The following is a 20567-nucleotide window of genomic DNA, read 5'->3' as shown; positions in this document are numbered from 1 at the left end:
AATGAAAAATAGAGACTTCATAGACACTAAAGAACCAGGGATTTTTGATAAGACGGGACAATTCTTTCATTCTAAAGCCGCAGCACATACGCTTGACAAGAGAAATGTCTAATAAATTAGGATAGGAGTAAAAAGATGACAGCAAATAAAGTCGTTGACTGGCTTCTACAAGGGGATGCCGTTATACAGTATCAAACACACAGGGATATATTGGAGACTGATCCAAGACATACGGAAGCGCTTAAAAAGCGCATTCAATTTGAAGGCTGGGGAAAACAATTTTTTAATGGTCGCCATATCAAGATTAATATGGGCCGAGGATTTTACCAGCCTAAATGGGTAAATACACATTATATTCTCCTAGATTTAAAAAATATGGGTATATCTTCAGATATTAAGGAAATAAAGGATACCCTAAGTGCTATTTTCAGATACGAAAAAGGTCCGGACGGCGGAATCAATCCATCGAATATTATTAAACAGAGTGATGTTTGTATTAATGGAATGGTTTTAAATTATGCTTCGTATTTTGGTGCAAAAGAATATTATTTACACTCTATTATTGATTTTATTTTGCTTCAACATATGAACGACGGCGGCTTTAATTGCAGACTTAATAGAAAAGGGGCAACACATAGTTCATTGCATTCGACGATAGCGGTGATAGAGGGAATCTTAGAGTATGCGAAGAATGGATATACATATCGTTTATCAGAGTTACAAGAAGTAGAACGTCAGTCAAGAGAGTTTATATTACAGCATAGACTTTTCAAGTCGGATAAAACAGGAGAAATTATTGATACCAAAATGCTTCTCTTCTCCTACCCTCTGAGATGGCGTTATGATGTGATTAGGGCACTCGATTATTTTCGTGATGCAGAAGTTCCCTATGATCCGAGAATGCAAGATGGCATTGATGTTCTTAAAACGCAGCAAAGCATGGATGGCACCTGGCCTATGCAGATCCGACATGCAGGAGAAGCTCTGTTTGAAATGGAAGAAGTCGGCGAACCCAGTCGCTGGAATACTCTGAGGGCGTTACGAATCTTTAAATACTATAATGTAAATTAAACTTTGATAGCACAGGAATTAGTCTACATAATCTTTCATTGTCCAGCGCATCATAAGAGAAACTGATATAGAGGTGATAGATTATGTCCTTAATTCCAAATGAACCGTACCGCATGTTAGACCCGTTCTGGCATGAGATGAACCGGTTCATAAGACGCGGAAAGGAAAACTTTTCAGATGCTTTATATCCTATTGATGTAGAAGAAACTCAGAATAAGGTTATTGTAACTGCAGAAATTCCAGGAATTGAAAAACCTGAAGATCTCAGAATAACTCTAGATGAAAATCGCTTAATGATTGAGGGCGAAATTCGGCGTGTTATCCACGAAGAAGAAGCGGAAAGCATCGCTCGGCACTCGGAACGATATTATGGAACGTTTTCTCGGTTATTGACTCTTCCTGCGCTCGTAAAGACGGATGGAGCCCACGCAAGTTATAAGAATGGGCTATTAAAACTGAGCTTTTTGAAAGATGATCATCCGGCAGCACGACGGATTGAGGTTGATTTTCACTAATGAAAAATAAGCTAAGGATGAAATAAGAATGAAAAAGTGAAGAGCCGAGCATCAATTGCTCGGCTCTAAATTATTAGGTGAAATTAGAAGTATTGTTAGGCAGATTTCTTTCGGCAAGTTCAATGGCCATTTTCACCATATTGCCGCAGTTACGCGAAGAAACTCCTCCAAATCCTTCTTGATGAAGGGTTCCCGCAAAACCTAACTCTTGAGCGATCTGTTCTTTCAATGCGTCAGACATAATGCTGCTACGTCGTCTTGACATATGGAATCCTCCTTTCAAAATTGGGTCAGTTTCTTTCAACACTCTATGATGAAAGTAATATTAGTATAGCTAAATTTTGAATGCAATATGTAGAAGAACTTAGCGTTTTACTGGTAAATCAGGCTAATATATCTTTGAAATTTTGTTCTCCTTTGGGCTTTCATTGGCTTTTTAACGGAAAAAAGATATAATATGAGAAAAAATAGCAATGGAGTGAACCTTTTGCCATTATTATTTGGAACCGCAGGTGTTCCGCTTTCCTCCAAGGACCGATCCAGCGAGGGAGGTGTGCGCCGTATCAGAGAATTGAATCTCGGTGCCCTGGAATTAGAATTTGTCCAAGGAGTTCGAATGGGTGAAGAGAAAGCCAGAAAAGTTGGTGCCGCCGCTAAAGAGGATAATATCGCCTTAAGTTGTCATGCTCCCTATTATATCAATCTGAACTCCCGTGAGTCGGAGAAAATTACGGCAAGTCGGGATCGGATAATACATACCTCAAGAATTTCCCAAATTATCGGTGTACGAAGTGTCATTTTCCATCCTGCCTTCTATCATAATGATCCGTCAGAGGCAGTATTAGAACGAGTGGTCCGAGAACTTACTCTTGTGCGTGAAGTCCTTGATGCAGAGGGAAATGATGTTATACTTCGTCCGGAAACCACCGGAAAAGGAACTCAGTTTGGAGACCTGGCGGAAACAATTCAGATTGCTAAAGAGGTTCCGGGGGTATTGCCCTGTATCGATTTCGGCCATCTTCATGCCCGAACAAATGGAAGGTATAATTCCTATGATGAATTTTGTGAGATCCTGGATAAAACTGCTGAGGAACTTGGGGATCGCTGGGTAAAGAATGTGCATTTTCATATATCAGGAATTGAATATGGATTGAAGGGCGAGAAGCGTCATCTTGTAATAAAGGAATCTGACTTACGTTATGAAGAGTTAATGAAAGCATGTCATAGTTTTGGAGTGGAAGGATTGGCGATTTGCGAAAGCCCAAACTTAGAAAATGATGCTTTGCTCTTACAACAGACCTACTATGCACTAAGCTGACTACTCAGAAAAAGAAGACGCTCGTTTTCATCCTTTGATGGTGCCGCGGCAGACCCTAAAGACATGCAGAAGAATTCCCAGACCCGCGAGTAGGGCAGCTTCGCCACAGAAGCGAACCCATTGCATGGAGAGGCGGTAAAAGCCCACAAGCCGGTGCGGGGAGACGGAGCCAGGGGTTCACATCAGGTACTACCCGGAGGTTTGGCGGAGTCCCGCACCGGCGGAGTGGACGAGCCTCGGAATGTTGCGGTACGAAGACACTGTCTTCGCACGAATTAACTAATCTTGCACGGATGTGGCGAAGCTGCCCGACCAGAGCAACCCCTGATGATTTTCAAAACGTTACGGTTAAATAATGATTCCGGCAGAGAGAGTAAGTTGATAGGTCAGGAGGAGAAGTGATGAATTACACTGCAGCCTATAAGGTGGCTCTTGAAAAGTTCCGTGCGTGTTCCTTAGAGGATATGGCCCGTTGCTCTGGCTATTCTATTGAGGGTAATGCCCTCGTTCTTGAATTCCTGGGCCAACATTTTAAGATCGATTATCCCGGCGGGAAGTTTGTGCCTATGAATACTTCTGACGGAGAGCTGCCAATTGCTGCTCAAATATTAATTTTGCATTACGTTTCGAACCTCAGCGAGCCTTTAGAAGTGGGGAAGTTCATTTCTTTCAAAGAATTACCGGGGGGGGCCATTTATATCAAACCGTTTACCGGCCGGGCTATTGATCCACTGGTTCGAGTCTTTGGTTCTGATCCGGATAGCCTTCTAGAAGTGGTAACACGTTTAGGCGGACAATCTAATGGGCTTGGAGATGTCGGGGTCACATATAGAGTATTTCCGCGCATTCCTGTGGCCTTAATTCTTTGGAGAGCGGATGATGAATTCCCGGCTTCCGGTAATATTCTGTTCGATGCTTCGGCCCCTTTAATACTACCAACTGAGGATTTTGCAGTCTTGGCTAGTATGGTCGTTTTCGGACTTAAACGAATTAAAGCGATGTTATAGGGAGGCGCAGTGAAGCTAAGAAATTATTCAAACCTATGTTAGTTATGACATTACAGATGCTTACAAATGAAGGAAAATGGATTTATTTTAGCGAATTGAACTTCAAATGGAAGCTAATGATTTTAGGACTATTAAAGAAAAAATAATATTAGGTTAAACTTTGTCTATAAACAAAAGGCAAAGTTTTTTGTTTTGCCTCCTTTTCAACACTCGGTTGCATTAATACATCCTTTGTTGATCACACTAAACTTGAGGAGGAATGTTATATGCATACGTTATGGAAAGGGTCCATTAGTTTCGGCTTAGTTAATGTTCCTGTTAAAATGCATGCGGCAACAGAATCACAAGAATTTAAGTTTAATTATCTTCATGAAGATTGTAAAAATCGGATTCGCTCTATTAAAAGATGCCCGGCTTGTGATGTAGAGGTTGGTGCAGATGATTTAGTGAAGGGATTTGAATATGAAAAGGATCGGTATGTTGTTTTAAGTAAGGATGATCTTGCAACCTTGGAACAACCCATGAGCAGGTCTATTGATATTTTAGATTTTGTTAATCTTCAGGAAATTGATCCGATTTATTACCAAAAATCCTATTATCTTTCTCCGGAAGAAACTGCCATGAAAGCCTATCGCTTACTATGCCAGTCTATGGAGGAAAGCGGCAAAGTTGCTTTGGCTCGGGTTACAATGCGTTCCAAGCAGCATCTCGCCTGCCTGCGTGTCTTCGAAAAAGGGTTGGTTATGGAAACCATGTATTACCCTAAGGAAATTCGTCATATGGATGTGGATTGGGATCAAGTAGTTTTGACAGAGGCAGAACTGACCATGGCCAGGCAATTGATCGAAAATTTAGCTCACTCATTTGAACCTGATAAATATAAGGATGAGCTGCATGAACAAATGGTTCGGCTGATAGAGAGCAAAGTAGCGGGAGAAACCTATCAGGTGGAGCCTCCTGTCCAAGGTGGGAAAGTGGTCGATCTTATGGAAGCTCTCCGAGCCAGTATTGCCCAGACAGAAAATCAAAAAGGTCAATTAATAAATAAGGCAGAGGAAGTAACAAGTAAGCCAGTTAAACGGGTTAAGGCTGATAAGTCCGAGCAAGCAGCAGCAACAGGATCTGTTAAGACAGCTGAAAAGGACAAAGAGTCAACACCTGCTCAGCCTAGTGATACATTAGAGAAGCCTATTCTGAAACCAAAGTCGACCTTGACTCCACGAAAACGGACAACTCGGCGTGCTAAGGAAGCATAGGTATGGCCGGAGAACGACAAAGTAAAGTGGTCTCTACCCCTCTTTTATGGGAAGAAGTTGTTCAAGGGGTTAACCCAGATGACTTTCACGTGCGCTCCTTTCGAAAACGGCTGGAAGAGGATTTCTCATCAATCTTGCACTATTTCGCATAATATAAGTAGATACGACAAGATTCTGCGCAGGAGAAGGACCCTTATGTCCCGAAAAGGAGGGCTAAGGAGGGTCACTGCTATGGATAGAGAACAGGAAAAGGTTGTGAGGGCAACATTCCGTACAATTACAGGCGTTGGAAGTCAGCGATTGAGACAGCTTATAGCCTACTTCGGCAGCGCGGCTAAAGCTTGGAAGGCTTCCACGAGTAAATATCTTCAAATATCTCATCAGGAAGAATGGATTAAGGAAGTATTGAAAGCGAGACAATCAATTGATCCGCAACGGGTCGGAGACACACTGAAAAAACAAGGAATCCAGATAATAACTCCGGATGAAACAGATTATCCCTGTCTGCTGGCAGAGTTATCGGACGCTCCACCACTTTTATATTACCGCGGACACCTAAGAGGAAAAGTGGAGGGGATTGCGATTGTTGGCTCTCGAAAAGCAACCGCTTATGGCAAAGCGGTTGCCAAGATGCTTGCCCGGGAGGCTGCAGCCAAGGGAATTGTCATAATCAGCGGCCTTGCGCGAGGAATTGATGCGGCCGCTCATCAAGGTACACTTGACGCTGGAGGGATAACCTGGGCTTTCCTTGGATGCGGGCTAGACCAGGTATATCCACGGGAAAATCAGCGATTGGCTGAAGCTATTTTAGAAAAGGGCGCTCTAATTTCTGAATTTCCACCCGGCTCTCCGCCGAATGCTCAGCATTTTCCAGCGCGTAATCGCTTGATCAGTGGCTGCTCCCGCGGTGTTGTAGTCGTGGAAGCAGCGGAAAGAAGCGGGGCTCTGATTACAGTTGATTTTGCCTTGGAACAAGGACGAGAAGTATTTGCAGTTCCGGGACCAATTTTTAGTGAGGTGAGTAGGGGGCCTCATCATTTACTTCGTCAAGGAGCAAAAATTGTTGAAGGGATCGATGATATTTATAATGAGTTACCCCCATGGTCCAACTATGTGGGGCGTATTTTGCTGCCCAAGGCATCTTCAGCTCAAGACGATGAAGGGTCTGACGGAACAGAAGACGTTGGGGAATATGACTTGATCTTAAGTCAGTTAAGTGATGTTCCATTACATATTGACCAAATTACGTCGAATTCAAATCTTTCGGTATCAACCATCTCTCTGGCCTTATTAGAGCTTCAATTAGGCGGAAAAGTCACGCAATTGCCGGGTCAATACTATGTATTAGCACGAGAACGCTAGACATACTACGAAAAAGGCGTTAAGATAGGGCTTAGTTTTACCAAATCTTAACCTAAGTACTGAGATTAATCTAATCTGGATATAAGTGTAGTATAAGAAAGAGTCTTCTCCGCCAAGTTAACACGTGCGAAGACAGTCTCGCGGGTACTAACCAAGTTTTCAAAAGTTTATTGAGGTGAAATAATGTCAAAAACGCTTGTAATAGTTGAATCCCCAGCTAAAGCAAAATCAATCAGCAAATTTTTAGGCAATCGATATACAGTTAAAGCTTCAATGGGCCATTTGCGTGATTTACCAAAAAGTCAATTAGGCGTCGATTTAGAAAATAATTTTGAACCGAAATATATTGCTATACGCGGACGAGGGGATTTGATTAAAGAACTACGTGCAGCAGCTAAAGGGGCGGATAAAGTCTTCTTGGCTTCTGACCCCGATCGTGAGGGGGAAGCTATTGCCTGGCATCTTTCTCATCTGTTGGGGCTGAACAAAGAGGATAAAATCCGGATCGAGTTTCATGAGATTACTAAACAGGCTATACAATCTGCGATTAAACATTCCCGGCAGATAGATCAAGATCGAGTAGATGCTCAGCAGGCCCGCCGGGTATTGGATCGTTTAGTAGGTTATCAATTAAGTCCGTTACTCTGGAGAAAAATCAAAAAGGGGTTAAGCGCAGGGCGAGTTCAGTCTGTGGCGGTCCGCCTAATTGACGACCGGGAAGAAGAAATACGGGCCTTTGTATCTGAAGAATACTGGAGTTTGATGGCAAACCTTGAATCAGCCGGAGGAAAATTTCAAGCAAAACTCATGAAGAAAGCAGGTAAGAAAATCTCAATTTCCAGCAGATCGGAAATAGATATTATCTTAGCCGACTTAGCCGGAAAAGAATTTCAGGTTTCTGATGTTCGTACCAAGGAAAAGAAAAGGATGCCTGCACCACCCTTTACAACGAGCAGTTTACAGCAGGAAGCTCACCGTAAATTAGGCTTTTCACCCAAGCGTACCATGATGCTGGCTCAGCAATTGTATGAGGGTCTTGACCTGGGCAAAGAAGGTACTGTTGGTTTAATTACCTACATGCGTACAGACTCAGTTAAGATTGCTGAAGTTGCTCAGGATGAGGCCAGGGAATGGATTCTGACGAACTACGGGAATGATTATTATCCCCCGGAACCGCGTCAATTTACCAGTAAGGGACGGGCTCAGGAAGCCCACGAAGCAATCCGCCCCACCGTGCCTCTGCGTACCCCGGATTTATTGAAGGGAATCTTATCACGGGATCAATTGCGTTTATACCGCCTGATTTGGGAGCGCTTTATGGCCAGTCAGATGAGTATGGCTGTCATGGATACTTTAACCGTTGAAGTCCTTGTGGATGAATATTTATTTCGAGCCAATGCATCGACCGTTCGCTTCCCTGGATTTTTAGCTATCTATGAGGAAGGCAAAGATGATGTTGAGACAACAGAGGATGAGCAAACTTCCTTGACACTTTCTGTTTCTTCGGGAGAAAAATTAAATCTGATTAAACTCCAGGAAAAACAGCATTTTACGGAACCCCCACCTCGTTACACTGAGGCCTCTCTCGTTCGCAAGATGGAAGAGGAAGGAATCGGAAGGCCAAGTACTTATGCGCCGACGATCGAAACCATTCAGACCCGAGGCTATGTTGTTAAAGAGGAAAAACAGCTCCTGCCTACGGAACTTGGAGAGATCGTAATAACCTTATTAAAGGAACATTTTCCGGATATTTTGAACTTGGAGTTCACAGCTAATTTAGAAGAGAAACTCGATCTGATTGAAGAGGGAAAAGCTCCTTGGAAATCGGTTGTAGAGGACTATTATACGCCTTTTTCCGTGACCCTGGCTGAGGCCGAAGAGAAGATCGGGAAGGTGAAGATTGAGGACCAGGTCTCAGAGGAAATTTGTGAAAGCTGTGGCCGGAATATGGTAATTAAAATGGGACGCTACGGCAAATTTTTAGCATGTCCAGGCTTTCCGGAGTGTCGAAATACAAAACCGCTCTTTGAAGAAGCAGGTGCAAAGTGTCCTACCTGCGCTAAACCCCTGGTGGTTCGCCGTTCGAAAAAAGGACGTAAGTTTTATGGGTGTCTTGGCTACCCGGAGTGTGACTTTGTTTCTTGGGAAATGCCGGCTCCTGATCCTTGTCCGGAGTGTAAGCAAATGATGGTGGTTAAATCAACAAAACGTCAGAAAAAGCATGTCTGCACAAATCCGGAATGCCGTCATACAATCGTGCTTGAAGAAGACTAATTTTAAGAAGGTATAGGAGCGAATAATTACATGCAACAGTCAATAACTGTTATCGGGGCAGGTCTTGCAGGCTCGGAGGCCGCTTACCAATTGGCCGAACGCGGTGTTAAGGTAGATCTCTTTGAAATGCGGCCGTCTAAAACGACTCCTGCCCATAAAACAGATCAATTTGCAGAACTCGTCTGCAGCAATTCGCTTCGAGGAGCTGCTATAGAGAATGCTGTAGGGCTATTAAAAGAGGAAATGCGCCGTTTAGGGTCTCTGATTATGAGTGCGGCAGATCACAATGCGGTTCCCGCTGGCGGCGCTTTAGCTGTCGACCGGGAACTGTTTTCAAGTGAAATCACAAAACGGCTGGAACAACATTCCAAGATCACTATTCATCGAGAGGAAGTGCGTGAAGTTCCTCAAGCCGGAATAACTGTAATAGCTAGTGGTCCCTTGACATCAGATGATTTAGCAGAGGATATACTAAGGCTGACCGGCGAGCAGGCCTTATCCTTTTATGATGCCGCCGCTCCTATTGTTACGCTCGAATCGATTGACTTAGATAAGGCTTTTTGGGCTTCCCGGTATGATAAAGGTGAAGCAGATTACTTGAATTGCCCTATGAGCAAAGAAGAATACGAGACCTTTTATAAAGCATTAATCGGGGCAGAGATGGCTGAAGTTCAAGGATTTGAGCAGGGTAAGGTTTTTGAGGGGTGTTTGCCTGTCGAGGTCATGGCTAAGCGCGGTCCCCAAACCCTTACATTCGGCCCCCTGAAGCCGGTGGGTTTGGTGGACCCAAGAACAGGCATCCGGTCTTATGCAGTTGTACAGCTGCGAAAAGAAAATCAAGCGGGAACATTGTTTAATCTGGTAGGATTTCAAACCCATTTAAAATGGGGAGAACAAAAGCGAGTGTTTTCCTTAATTCCGGGTCTGGAGAAAGCTGAGTTTGCTCGTTATGGTGTCATGCACCGCAATACCTTCCTTAATGCCCCAAAAGTGCTCAAAGCGGACTTTAGTCTACGCCATAAACCGGAGCTTTTTTTTGCCGGTCAAATGACAGGGGTAGAAGGATATGTTGAATCCGCTGCCAGCGGGCTTCTAGCAGGTCTTAATGCATGGCGGAGGCTAAGTGAGATGACAACCATAGTGTTTCCACCCGAAACAGCGTTAGGAGGGTTAGCGCGTCATTTAGAAGGTTCCCCCAGTCAAAGTTTTCAGCCGATGAATATCAATTTTGGCTTATTGCCTCCATTAGCTGAGCGGATAAGGGACAAGCGGGAAAAAAATACTAGAATTTCAGAACGGGCTTTAGCAGCATTGCATGAATTTTGTGCACGAGAGGAAATGGGGAGATAAAAATGCTTGTCGATGAAGCGCTAAATCTCTTTGTGGGCTATCAATATTCCCAAAATCGATCCGAGTATACGGTTGTTGCTTATCAAACGGATCTGAATCAGTTTTTTAGATTTGCCGCATCTGAACTAGGTCAAGAGCCCGAAAACCTTACAGTGGATCGAGTGGACATTTATGTTGTTCGTAGTTTTTTGGGAACCCTATCGGATCATGGATTGGCAAGAAAAAGCATGGCGCGTAAGCTCGCTGCGCTGCGCTCGTTTTTCAAGTTCTTATGCCATAAGGAAATTATTCGTAATAATCCTGTGCAGCGGGTAGCGAGTCCTAAATTGGGACGCAAACTCCCGCATTTTCTTTATCTGGACCAAATTGAGAAGCTTCTCGGAGCTCTTGAGGAGAAGGATTTATTAGGTTGCCGGGATAAAGTAATTTTAGAGCTTCTCTATGGTTCGGGCCTTAGGGTTAGCGAATTAGTAGGTTTAAATCGACAAAATCTCGATTTAGATAGCGGACTGATTCGGGTCCTCGGAAAAGGGAGTAAGGAACGAGTAGTTCCCGTGACAAGTTATGCAATTCAAGCAATCAAAACCTATCTAAGAATGCGGGCAGATCACAATCAGGCACTTCTGCTTAATTATCAAGGAAGTCGTTTATCCGAGAGGTCTGTGCGCCGAATTTTGGATAAACTAGTTGCTAAGATTAGTTTGGACCAACACATCAACCCTCATATGCTGCGCCATTCCTTTGCTACCCATTTGTTAGATGGAGGAGCGGATTTAAGAAGTGTTCAAGAGCTGCTGGGACATAAAAAGCTTTCGTCCACCCAAATCTATACACATCTAACCCGCGAGCGTCTCAAAGAAGTCTTTACGCAAGCCCATCCAAGAGCCAGATCATCCAACAGGAAGACGTCTCCATAAATTTTCACAAAAAAATGTTAATTATCTACAATTCAGCTTGACATGCTGAAATAGCCCATGTAAACTTGATGATGAAAAGGGGGGGGATTATGTTTCACGCAACAACGATTGTCGCTGTAAAAAAAGGGGAACACGTAGCTATCGCGGGTGACGGTCAGGTAACAATGGGACAGGCAACGATTATGAAACATACGGCCCGCAAGGTTCGTCGCTTATTTCATGGAAAAGTCATTGCAGGGTTTGCCGGATCCGTTGCGGATGCGTTTACTCTTTTTGATAAATTTGAGCAAAAACTCGAAGAATATCATGGAAATCTTCAGCGTTCAGCCGTAGAATTAGCGAAAGAATGGCGAACAGACAAAATGCTGAGGAATCTAGAGGCCTTACTTCTGGTTGCGGATACGAATAATCTCTTAATCGTATCCGGTTCAGGCGAAGTGATCGAACCGGATGATGGAATCGCGGCCATCGGATCCGGGGGGAATTATGCTTTAGCTGCGGCACGGGCCCTGGCCAAACATTCAGACTTGCCAACATCCGAAATTGTGCGGGAAGCGATGCTCGTAGCGGCTTCAATATGTGTGTACACCAATGAGCAAATTATCGTCGAAGAGTTATAGGGGGTGTGACTATGGATCGCTTGACTCCACGTGAGATTGTCCATGAATTGGATCAATATATAATTGGACAGAATACTGCCAAAAGGGCTGTTGCAGTTGCTTTGCGTAATCGTTACCGGCGTTCTTGCCTGCCGGAACAGTTGCAGGAAGAAGTAATACCGAAAAACATTCTGATGATAGGGCCAACAGGTGTGGGTAAAACGGAGATAGCACGGCGTCTGGCAAGGCTGGTAAAAGCCCCCTTTATTAAGATCGAAGCAACAAAATTTACTGAAGTTGGCTATGTAGGCCGGGATGTGGAATCGATCATCCGGGATTTAATCGAAATATCGCTGCGTATGGTCAAGGCGGAGCGCATGGAACAAGTTCAGGCTCAGGCTGCGGTTAACGCCGAAAAACGCTTACTGGAGTTGCTCGTTCCCGAAAAACGCAAAGAGAGTTCCTCTGGTAACCCTTTTCAAATGTTATTTGGCCAGTCGGCAAATCAGGAGAAAGAACCTGAAATAACTCCGGAAATCGAAAAAGAACGTAAGATTGTCAACGAACATTTACGACTTGGAGAGCTTGAAGAGAAAATTATTGATATTTCGGTAGAAGAAAGTATGCCTCTTTCAGATATGCTGGGTAACAATAATATGATGGAGATGGGTTTGAACATTCAGGATATGATGTCTGGGATGCTTCCAAAGCGGCACAAAAAGAGGAAAGTTACTGTACGTGAAGCGCGAAAGATCTTAATCCAGGAAGAAGCTCAAAACTTAATCGACCACGATGAAGCGGTTCAGGATGCAATACGAAGAACTGAGCAAGAGGGAATTGTATTCTTAGATGAAATCGATAAAATTGCGGGGCGGGAGAATACCAGCGGTGCGGATGTTTCCCGGGGAGGTGTCCAACGCGACATTCTTCCGATCGTTGAAGGATCTACGATAGTAACAAAGTATGGGCCTGTAAAAACTGATCACATCCTATTTATCGCAGCAGGAGCTTTCCATGTCAGTAAACCATCGGACCTTATCCCCGAACTACAGGGCAGATTTCCAATTAGAGTGGAACTTGAGTCATTGAGCGTTGCGGATTTCAAACGAATTCTTACCGAACCTCAATCCTCGCTTATTAAACAATACAGCGCCTTATTGGGAACTGAAGGGATAAACGTTGAATTTACAGAGAATGCTATTGATGAATTAGCAGAAGTTGCATACAAAGTTAATTCTACGACAGAAAATATAGGTGCACGCCGACTTCACACCATTGTCGAAAAAGTCCTGGAAGAGTTATCGTTTGAAGCCTCAGAACTGCCCGATGACTACACGGTGACCATTAATCGGGAATATGTTGAGCATCGCTTGGGAAATGTTGTTCGGAACCAGGATTTGGCACGCTATATTTTGTAGAATATAGAATAAGTTTAACAAGTTAAATAATAAAAGAATGTTTTAAGGAGGATAAAAACTTATGGTAACCACATTATTAGAAAAAACAAGATCGATAAATAAGTTAATTCAGCGCGCTGCAGGTAATCCTGTAGATTTTGAGGAAATGGCCACAGTACTTCGGCAGGCGGTGAATGCCAACTGTTATATTGTAGGACGGCGCGGAAAAATTATGGGATATAGTTTTATGGATGGTTTCGTATGCGGAATCATGGAGGATATTGTTATTCACAGCGAACGGTTCCCGGAAAGCTACAACGAAGGGTTGATGAAAGTTACCGGAACAACGACGAATACTACCCAAGTCGCTAATGGCTGCATCTTTAATAATAATGAACGGTGTGGTTTTAACAATAAACTGACAACGACCGTACCGATCTTAGGTGGGGGAGAACGCGTCGGGACGCTTGTGCTCGCTAAATATGATGTCGAATTTGATGAGGCCGATCTAGTTCTCGCCGAATATGGTGCCACAGTTGTAGGTATGGAAATTTTGCGAGTTAAGGCTGAACGGGCAGAAGAAGAAGCACGTAAAAAAGCAGCAGTTCAAATTGCCGTAGGAACTCTCTCCTATTCCGAACTTGAAGCAGTTGAACATATCTTTGCTGAATTGGGCGGCGGAGAAGGACTATTGGTAGCCAGCAAAATTGCGGATCGAGTGGGGATTACCCGTTCTGTAATTGTCAATGCCCTGAGAAAATTTGAGTCCGCCGGAGTAATCGAGTCAAAATCACTGGGAATGAAAGGAACTTATATCCGAGTTCTTAATGATTATTTGCTGGATGAACTTGATAAACACACTAAACACATGAAGTAGGCCGCTTATAGCAGGAGGTATTTCGATGGAAGAACATGATTATGTTTACCAACTGAGACCCCTTATTATTCCAGGCCTTGTGTTTCTCATTCTATACCCCCTGATTGTTGGAGGAATCCATGGTTTCAGCACGCTGCCAACCCTGGAATTAAGAGTGCTCATAGGAATCTATGTGATTTCAGGGCTTGGAATTCTAACATTATGGGTCGTCGCCAAGAGCAAACGCATTATTACGAACGGTGAGCAAATTGTCTTTCATTCCTTACTGGGCGAACATATCCTTGAGCCAAAGGATATTCGACGGGTCGCCTTTTATTTTGATGACAAGGGGCAGGAAATTGCTCAGATTCGGACGAGTGAGGATTTATATTATGTAAGTGAATTCTATTTTCCTTTTCCCGAACTTATGAGCGATTTAGAGATTTTTATTCAACAGCATGATATACGTTCCAATCTTAATCGGTATGCTAATTAAGCAAGAGGGAATTTGAGGCTCAGAAGTGCAAGCTCGTTGCAAAGCTGCTAAGAATATGCTAATCTAGTAACAGTGTGATTTAACGACACACGCAGTGGGATGAAGGTGTCAGTTCCTTGTCGATGAGAAAAGGGGCACTTTGAGATGAACCTGCGGCGGAAAAAACAAAAAGAAAGTAGGTTGAACAAATGGCTGTTATTTCAATGAAACAATTACTTGAAGCGGGTGTACACTTTGGACACCAAACACGTCGGTGGAATCCTAAAATGGCACGGTACATTTTTACCGAGCGTAATGGAATCTACATTATCGATTTGCAAAAAACCGTAAAAAAAGTAGATGAGGCTTATAACTTTGTTCGGAATCTTGCTACTGAAGGAGGTACCATGCTGTTTGTAGGTACCAAGAAACAAGCGCAAGAGTCGGTTAAAGAAGAGGCTGCACGTTGTGGTATGTACTTCGTTAATGAGCGTTGGCTTGGAGGAATGCTGACCAACTTCCAAACAATTCAAAAGCGTGTCGACCGGTTGCGTGTTTTGGAAAACATGGAAGCAGAAGGCGTTTTTGAAGTGCTTACCAAAAAGGAAGTTTCTGCACTGCGTCATGAGATGGAAAAACTGGAGCGTTTCCTGGGCGGAATTAAGAATATGAAGAAACTCCCGGATGCTCTGTTTATTGTAGATCCGCGTAAAGAACGCATTGCCGTTGCGGAAGCACGCCGCCTTAATATTCCTATCGTTGCAATAGTGGATACGAACTGCGATCCGGATGAGATCGATGTTGTTATTCCGGCTAATGATGATGCTATTCGTGCGGTCAAGCTGCTGACCGGAAAAATGGCTGATGCCATTATCGAAGGACAACAAGGCAGCGAGGAAGATGCTGAAGAAGCCGCAGAAGCGGTCGAAGCGTAATTGATGTGCGAGGTTCGAAGCTCGAAGCTCGAGCCTCGCATATTTCATATTTTCTTACTTATCGCGACCCTATAATGATATTATAGGTTGACTTTATTCTTATGCAGACAACACATAATTATAGTGCACGTTGGATTTCGAGCATCGGGCAGAGATTTAATATCGAGCCTCGTTCCTCGAGCTTCGTGCATCGATATTAGGAGGGTAAAATAATGGCAGAGGTAACTGCAGCTCTAGTTAAAGAGCTTAGAGAACGGACCGGTGCAGGCATGATGGACTGCAAAAAGGCACTTACAGAATGCGGCGGAGAAATGGAAAAGGCTTGTGACTTTCTCCGTGAAAAAGGATTGGCTGCGGCAGCTAAAAAAGGTGCACGTATCGCGGCAGAAGGATTGATTGAGTCCTACATTCATGGCGGCGGACGAATTGGCGTTTTGCTGGAAGTAAACTGCGAGACAGACTTTGTCGCTCGAGGGGACGAATTTAAGACGTTAGTCCGTGATCTTGGTCTGCATATCGCAGCTGCGAATCCACAATATTTAACTAAAGAAGAAGTTCCGGCTGACGTGCTTCAACATGAAAGAGATATCTTGAAGGCCCAAGCTCTCAATGAAGGAAAGCCCGAAAAGGTCGTTGAAAAAATGGTTGAGGGCAGAATCGGAAAATTCTACAAAGAAGTATGTTTAATGGAACAAGCTTTTGTCAAGGATCCAGATAAGAGCATTAGTGAACTTATTCTGGATAAGACAGCTAAAATTGGTGAACGCATCGTAATTCGCCGCTTCACACGTTATGAGTTAGGTGCAGGCATTGAAAAAAGACAGGATGACTTTGCTGCTGAAGTTATGAAAGAACTAAATAAATAATCTCTGATAAACGATCTAGAGAACACCCTGGTGTTCTCTTTTTGGAATGTGAACTATTTTTTCAATGGAAAAGAATTAGATTGATGGAGGTTAATCCATGGAAAAGCCGCAGTATGAACGAGTTGTCCTTAAGATAAGTGGGGAAGCCCTTGCAGGTACTCAAGGATTTGGCCTTCAACATGATATGCTGGTTTCCGTAGCAGAGCAGGTGGCAGAAATTCGCGATTTGGGAGTTGAAGTCAGCCTGGTAGTTGGCGGAGGAAACTTATGGCGTGGTATTACGGGCAGTGCCCAAGGTATGGACCGCGCTCAAGCCGATTATATGGGTATGTTAGCAACCGTGATGAACGCCTTGGCTTTACAGGATGCCTTGGAAAAAGCAGGATCAGATACCCGGGTCTTATCAGCTATTGAAATGAGACAAGTCGCTGAGCCCTATATTCGGCGCCGGGCCATTCGTCATATGGAAAAAGGACGGATTGTGATTTTTGCAGCTGGGACAGGCAATCCCTACTTCTCTACAGATACTACGGCAGCTTTAAGAGCCGCTGAGATTGAAGCGGACGTTATTTTGATGGCTAAACGGGTGGATGGAGTTTACGATTCAGATCCGATGATTAATTCCGAAGCTCAGAGATTTGAGCGTTTAAGCTATTTGGAAGTTCTTAGTCGGGGACTTGGGGTTATGGATTCAACTGCGACCTCACTTTGCATGGATAATAATATTCCGGTTATCGTATTTGACCTTACGAAACAGGGCAATATTCGGCGTGTTGTCATGGGAGAATCAATTGGAACATATGTTGGGAGGGATAGTTAATGATTTCAGAGGTAATTAAAGACGCGGATGAACGTATGCATAAAGGGGTTGATGCCTTACGCAGGGAATATGCTTCGATCCGCGCCGGCCGTGCTAATCCAAGTGTCTTGGACAAAGTGCTGGTTGAGTATTATGGAACTCCTACCCCCATTAATCAGCTTGCGAATATATCTGCTCCTGAAGCAAGATTGCTGATGATTCAACCTTGGGACAGATCCGTTCTGCCTGCCATCGAAAAGGCCATCATGAAATCCGATCTTGGTCTTAACCCCTCAAGTGATGGATCTGTAATTCGTCTCATGATTCCTCAGCTCACGTCAGAACGGCGTGTGGAGTTGGTGAAGGCGGTGAAAAAGAAGGCCGAAGAAGCACGAGTTTCTGTTCGGAATGTGCGACGGGACGTTAATGATCAGTTAAAGAAATTAGAGAAAGATCACGAGGCTTCTGAAGATGAAGTCAAACGTGCCCAAGAAGAAGTACAAAAAATGACGGATAAAATAATTAAAGAGATTGAGCGTGTAATGGAAGCTAAAGAAAGCGAAATCATGGAAGTATGATTCAGGCTTGGCTCGGTCGTGATTGGACTAAGATTAAGCCCGAAATTGAACGGTTGGGTAAACCTTGCGCTTTCCAAATGACTCATCCTCATGGTAATATAGAATCATGGGGAAACTACCGAGTTGTTCGAGTCAGAGACTTCGATGATCGTGTAGAGGTTGTATTAGCGCACGAAAATTATTCACCAAGACAGACATTGACCCCCTGATATACAAAGGGGGTCAATCTCGTAATTTGAGGTTAGTGGTTCGAATATCGAGTTAGGGGTGCAATCGATGATGTGGCTAAAGGCTTGGAAACAAAATAAGGTGGATTCAATGGACCAAATTGCGCTGGAACGCCTTCCTCGCCATATTGCCATTATCATGGATGGGAATGGGCGATGGGCTCAAAAGCGTGCGCTTCCTCGTTCGATGGGACATCGGGCAGGTGTCGAGGCCCTGCGGAAGGTTGTTAAGGCCTGTTCTAAAATAGGTATTGAGGTCTTAACTGTGTATGCATTTTCTACTGAAAATTGGAGCAGGCCTAAAGATGAAGTGGGTGTGCTCATGACTCTGCTGACAGAGTATCTGAGAAAGGAACTCCAAGAACTTCATCAGAATAATGTAGTTATTCGTGCTATAGGGGGCATTGCCGGCCTGCCTCGGGAGGCACAGCGCGAATTAGAGAATTCTATGAAACACACGCGTAATAATACGGGTCTCATTCTAAACCTTGCTTTAAATTATGGTGGGCGATCTGAGATCATTGGTGCTGTCAAGACATTATGCAGTGATGTTTTGAGCGGGAAGCAAAAAATTGAAGAGATTGGTGAAGCGCAATTTAGTGATGTACTCTTTACCAAAGGGTTGCCGGATCCCGATTTAATGATCCGAACCTCAGGGGAAATGAGGCTAAGTAACTTTTTGCTCTGGCAACTAGCCTATACAGAAATCGTCGTAATTGAAGATCTTTGGCCTGATTTTGGCGAAAAGACGTTACTTGATGCGATTAAAACATACCAGAAACGGGATCGCCGCTTTGGTGGAATACATACAGATTGAGGTAGCACATGTTTAAAAGAATAATGAGTGCCTTGGTTGGCGCCCCAATTTTACTAGGTTTAATTTATTTGGGGGGACCTTATACAGCTTTCTTAGTCGCTGTATTAACAATGCTGGCCTTGCGGGAATTTTGGCAAATTGGCGTGCAAATGGGTGTGCGCGCTTGGTATATACAAACTGCAGCGGCCACGGTTGTTTGGCTGACTAGTTTGTTCATTGGCGGGGAAGAATGGATATTAGCAGCTCTTCTCTTCTGGTTTTTAATTTGTCTGGGACGACTTGCTCTGACTTATCCGAATTCGCCCCTTGCAGAAGCAAACTTTAACTCCTTGGCTGTCCTTTATGCTGTTGTCCTGCTATCCCATTTATATTTGCTCCGGCAGCTTCCGCGAGGACTTGAGTGGACTTTTATGACAATCTTTTTGGTATGGGCAACGGATACTGGTGCATATCTTATAGGGAGACAATTTGGCCGTCATCTCCTGGCACCTCAAGTTAGTCCGAAGAAAACTGTGGAAGGCTCGCTAGGGGGATTAGCATTCAGTATCATAGTAGCCATTGCTTGTTGGCGGCTGATTGGTGGTGCTTCTTGGCTCACTTATGTTGTTTTAGGAGTGGTTATTGGGATTAGCGCTCAAATAGGGGATTTATTTGAGTCAGCCTTGAAACGCAGCGCAGGGGTCAAAGATTCTGGAACAATAATTCCAGGGCATGGTGGGATTTTAGATCGTTTTGATAGTCTTATTTTTGCCCTGCCGTTAGTATACTATGGAGTAATCTTGTTATCATGAGGTGAAACCATTGAGTATCCAAAAACACCCTATTTGGACAAATATCAATCGATTAGCGATTGTGACAAGTTTCCTTGTCATATTGAAGCTTTTTACATATTTTTTTCAAGATTTCCTGCCTGTTTTTGGTGAGGTTATCAGCGAGCTGTTCAGCGCTTTTTTGCCATTTATTATTGCTATTATTATTGCCTTCTTACTCGAGCCGCTCCTTGTTGGAGTGATGCGGGCCATGAGGATTCGCCGGCCATATGCTGCAGTCGTTTCCTTACTTCTGGCGATTGCGGGATTAAGCCTGTTTGTTTTTATAATTGTTGCCCGCCTTTATACAGAATTATCTGAGTTAGCCATAAGTTTACCAAACTATGGGTATCTTATTGATCTTGTGGCAAAGCAAGTCGATACTGCGGAGAGGTTTGTTGAGGTGAACCCTCAAATCCAAGATACATTGTTTACCGCGACACAAACCTTGGCCACTATGCTTCAAGCATGGGCTAAATCAGCGAGCGCATTTTTACTTTCGTTTCTGACCGCTTTACCTCGTGTATTTATTGTGATTATAGTGTCCATTGTGGCGACTATACTAATAAGTTCAAGTTACCCGGATGTAAAACTGTTTATTTCAAACTTATTTCCTCGCCGTTTCCGTGTCAGTGCTCAAGCGATCAGTGAAGATTTGGGGGCGGCCGTTGTTGGGTTTGTACGGTCTCAGGCTATTTTAGTTTCCGTGACGTCACTAGCAACTATTGTCGGGTTAGTGCTCATGGGGAATAGATATGCTGTTACTCTGGGTGTTATTGCGGGATTATTGGATATAGTCCCGATTGTTGGGACAGGGATGCTGTTTGTACCTTGGGCCATCGGGCTCTTTATTATGGGATCCTTTGGAGAAGGACTAAAACTCTTGGTAATGTGGATCGTGATTATGGTAATACGGCAGTTTCTTGAGCCAAAGGTTATGTCTAAAGGAATTGGTATACATCCGCTGCCAACGCTTATTTCCATGTATGTAGGGCTTCAATTGCTAGGAGGTTTCGGTCTTATTGTGGGACCCGCAATCGTTATATGTTATGAAGCTGTGCGAAGAGTCAGCGCTTTTGGACATCCTAAAGAGTAAAATCTTTGGAAATTTATTAAAAATTGCTTATGGAGCAGGGAGA

At 43.8% G+C, this 20567-nt stretch carries 23 protein-coding genes; 22 read left to right on the top strand and 1 reads right to left on the bottom strand.

All coding sequences use genetic code 11. From position 1 onward, the window contains the following. Window positions 1–135 precede the first annotated feature (135 nt). Entirely contained in the window at window positions 136–1071 is a 936-nt protein-coding gene (locus DESYODRAFT_RS21445; protein WP_007786310.1) for a hypothetical protein, read from the top strand. Between the two features lie 83 nt (window positions 1072–1154). Continuing rightward, on the top strand, window positions 1155–1586 hold the full coding sequence (locus tag DESYODRAFT_RS21440) for an Hsp20/alpha crystallin family protein (protein ID WP_007786308.1): 432 nt from the start codon (window positions 1155–1157) through the stop codon (window positions 1584–1586). A gap of 73 nt (window positions 1587–1659) precedes the next feature. On the opposite strand, the gene DESYODRAFT_RS21435 is transcribed toward DESYODRAFT_RS21440, so the two are convergent. Beyond that, a complete protein-coding gene (locus tag DESYODRAFT_RS21435) occupies window positions 1660–1851 on the bottom strand; it encodes a hypothetical protein (protein WP_007786306.1) in 192 nt (63 codons plus the stop codon). 222 nt (window positions 1852–2073) lie between these two features. Here DESYODRAFT_RS21435 and DESYODRAFT_RS21430 point away from each other — a divergent pair, with 222 nt between their 5' ends. The 20 genes from DESYODRAFT_RS21430 (at window position 2074) to ytvI (ending at window position 20524) form a co-directional block, all read left to right on the top strand. Continuing rightward, window positions 2074–2904 carry a TIM barrel protein gene (locus DESYODRAFT_RS21430; protein WP_007786303.1) on the top strand — a complete coding sequence of 277 codons (831 nt, stop codon included), beginning with the start codon at window positions 2074–2076 and terminating at the stop codon, window positions 2902–2904. Between the two features lie 120 nt (window positions 2905–3024). Continuing rightward, entirely contained in the window at window positions 3025–3183 is a 159-nt protein-coding gene (locus tag DESYODRAFT_RS28820; RefSeq protein ID WP_169315903.1) for a hypothetical protein, read from the top strand. A gap of 122 nt (window positions 3184–3305) precedes the next feature. Beyond that, on the top strand, window positions 3306–3911 hold the full coding sequence (locus DESYODRAFT_RS21425) for a DUF3786 domain-containing protein (RefSeq protein ID WP_007786302.1): 606 nt from the start codon (window positions 3306–3308) through the stop codon (window positions 3909–3911). Between the two features lie 266 nt (window positions 3912–4177). Next, the gene (gene ku / locus DESYODRAFT_RS21420; protein WP_007786300.1) at window positions 4178–5167 is read left to right on the top strand and encodes a non-homologous end joining protein Ku; all 990 of its coding nucleotides are present in this window, start codon (window positions 4178–4180) and stop codon (window positions 5165–5167) included. Window positions 5168–5169: 2 nt separating this feature from the next. Next, window positions 5170–5319, top strand: coding sequence for a hypothetical protein (locus DESYODRAFT_RS28445; protein WP_157137231.1), 150 nt, complete (start codon window positions 5170–5172; stop codon window positions 5317–5319). 79 nt (window positions 5320–5398) lie between these two features. Next, window positions 5399–6529 (top strand): DNA-processing protein DprA, encoded by a 1131-nt coding sequence (dprA, locus tag DESYODRAFT_RS21415; RefSeq protein WP_007786299.1) that lies wholly within the window; start codon window positions 5399–5401, stop codon window positions 6527–6529. Between the two features lie 183 nt (window positions 6530–6712). Beyond that, the gene (gene topA / locus DESYODRAFT_RS21410) at window positions 6713–8803 is read left to right on the top strand and encodes a type I DNA topoisomerase (protein WP_007786297.1); all 2091 of its coding nucleotides are present in this window, start codon (window positions 6713–6715) and stop codon (window positions 8801–8803) included. 30 nt (window positions 8804–8833) lie between these two features. Then, the gene (gene trmFO / locus DESYODRAFT_RS21405; RefSeq protein ID WP_007786296.1) at window positions 8834–10153 is read left to right on the top strand and encodes a methylenetetrahydrofolate--tRNA-(uracil(54)-C(5))-methyltransferase (FADH(2)-oxidizing) TrmFO; all 1320 of its coding nucleotides are present in this window, start codon (window positions 8834–8836) and stop codon (window positions 10151–10153) included. Between the two features lie 2 nt (window positions 10154–10155). After that, window positions 10156–11070 (top strand): tyrosine recombinase XerC, encoded by a 915-nt coding sequence (gene xerC, locus DESYODRAFT_RS21400; protein WP_007786294.1) that lies wholly within the window; start codon window positions 10156–10158, stop codon window positions 11068–11070. A gap of 89 nt (window positions 11071–11159) precedes the next feature. Beyond that, a complete protein-coding gene (gene hslV, locus DESYODRAFT_RS21395) occupies window positions 11160–11690 on the top strand; it encodes an ATP-dependent protease subunit HslV (RefSeq protein ID WP_007786293.1) in 531 nt (176 codons plus the stop codon). Between the two features lie 11 nt (window positions 11691–11701). Continuing rightward, entirely contained in the window at window positions 11702–13087 is a 1386-nt protein-coding gene (gene hslU, locus DESYODRAFT_RS21390; RefSeq protein WP_007786292.1) for an ATP-dependent protease ATPase subunit HslU, read from the top strand. A gap of 61 nt (window positions 13088–13148) precedes the next feature. Then, window positions 13149–13943: a GTP-sensing pleiotropic transcriptional regulator CodY gene (gene codY / locus DESYODRAFT_RS21385; RefSeq protein ID WP_007786291.1), complete on the top strand. Its 795-nt coding sequence runs from the start codon at window positions 13149–13151 to the stop codon at window positions 13941–13943. 25 nt (window positions 13944–13968) lie between these two features. After that, entirely contained in the window at window positions 13969–14418 is a 450-nt protein-coding gene (locus DESYODRAFT_RS21380) for a hypothetical protein (protein WP_007786290.1), read from the top strand. A gap of 188 nt (window positions 14419–14606) precedes the next feature. Then, window positions 14607–15332, top strand: coding sequence for a 30S ribosomal protein S2 (gene rpsB / locus DESYODRAFT_RS21375; protein WP_007786288.1), 726 nt, complete (start codon window positions 14607–14609; stop codon window positions 15330–15332). A 212-nt stretch (window positions 15333–15544) separates the two neighbouring features. Further along, window positions 15545–16198 (top strand): translation elongation factor Ts, encoded by a 654-nt coding sequence (tsf, locus tag DESYODRAFT_RS21370; protein ID WP_007786287.1) that lies wholly within the window; start codon window positions 15545–15547, stop codon window positions 16196–16198. 97 nt (window positions 16199–16295) lie between these two features. After that, a complete protein-coding gene (gene pyrH, locus DESYODRAFT_RS21365) occupies window positions 16296–17018 on the top strand; it encodes a UMP kinase (protein WP_007786285.1) in 723 nt (240 codons plus the stop codon). Next, window positions 17018–17575 (top strand): ribosome recycling factor, encoded by a 558-nt coding sequence (gene frr, locus DESYODRAFT_RS21360; protein ID WP_007786284.1) that lies wholly within the window; start codon window positions 17018–17020, stop codon window positions 17573–17575. The genes pyrH and frr overlap by 1 nt, the downstream gene beginning before the upstream one ends. Window positions 17576–17854: 279 nt before the next feature. Then, window positions 17855–18619, top strand: a complete 765-nt coding sequence (gene uppS, locus DESYODRAFT_RS21355; protein WP_042339968.1) for an undecaprenyl pyrophosphate synthase — start codon at window positions 17855–17857, stop codon at window positions 18617–18619. Between the two features lie 8 nt (window positions 18620–18627). Beyond that, window positions 18628–19410, top strand: coding sequence for a phosphatidate cytidylyltransferase (locus DESYODRAFT_RS21350; RefSeq protein WP_007786281.1), 783 nt, complete (start codon window positions 18628–18630; stop codon window positions 19408–19410). Window positions 19411–19420: 10 nt separating this feature from the next. Further along, complete coding sequence (ytvI, locus tag DESYODRAFT_RS21345; protein ID WP_007786280.1) at window positions 19421–20524, top strand: sporulation integral membrane protein YtvI; 1104 nt, start codon at window positions 19421–19423, stop codon at window positions 20522–20524. The last annotated feature ends 43 nt before the right edge of the window (window positions 20525–20567 follow it).

Source organism: Desulfosporosinus youngiae DSM 17734, assembly GCF_000244895.1.
Taxonomy (GTDB): domain Bacteria; phylum Bacillota; class Desulfitobacteriia; order Desulfitobacteriales; family Desulfitobacteriaceae; genus Desulfosporosinus; species Desulfosporosinus youngiae.
Note: the sequence above shows the minus strand (reverse complement) of the source record. Positions and strands in the feature narration are given on the sequence as shown.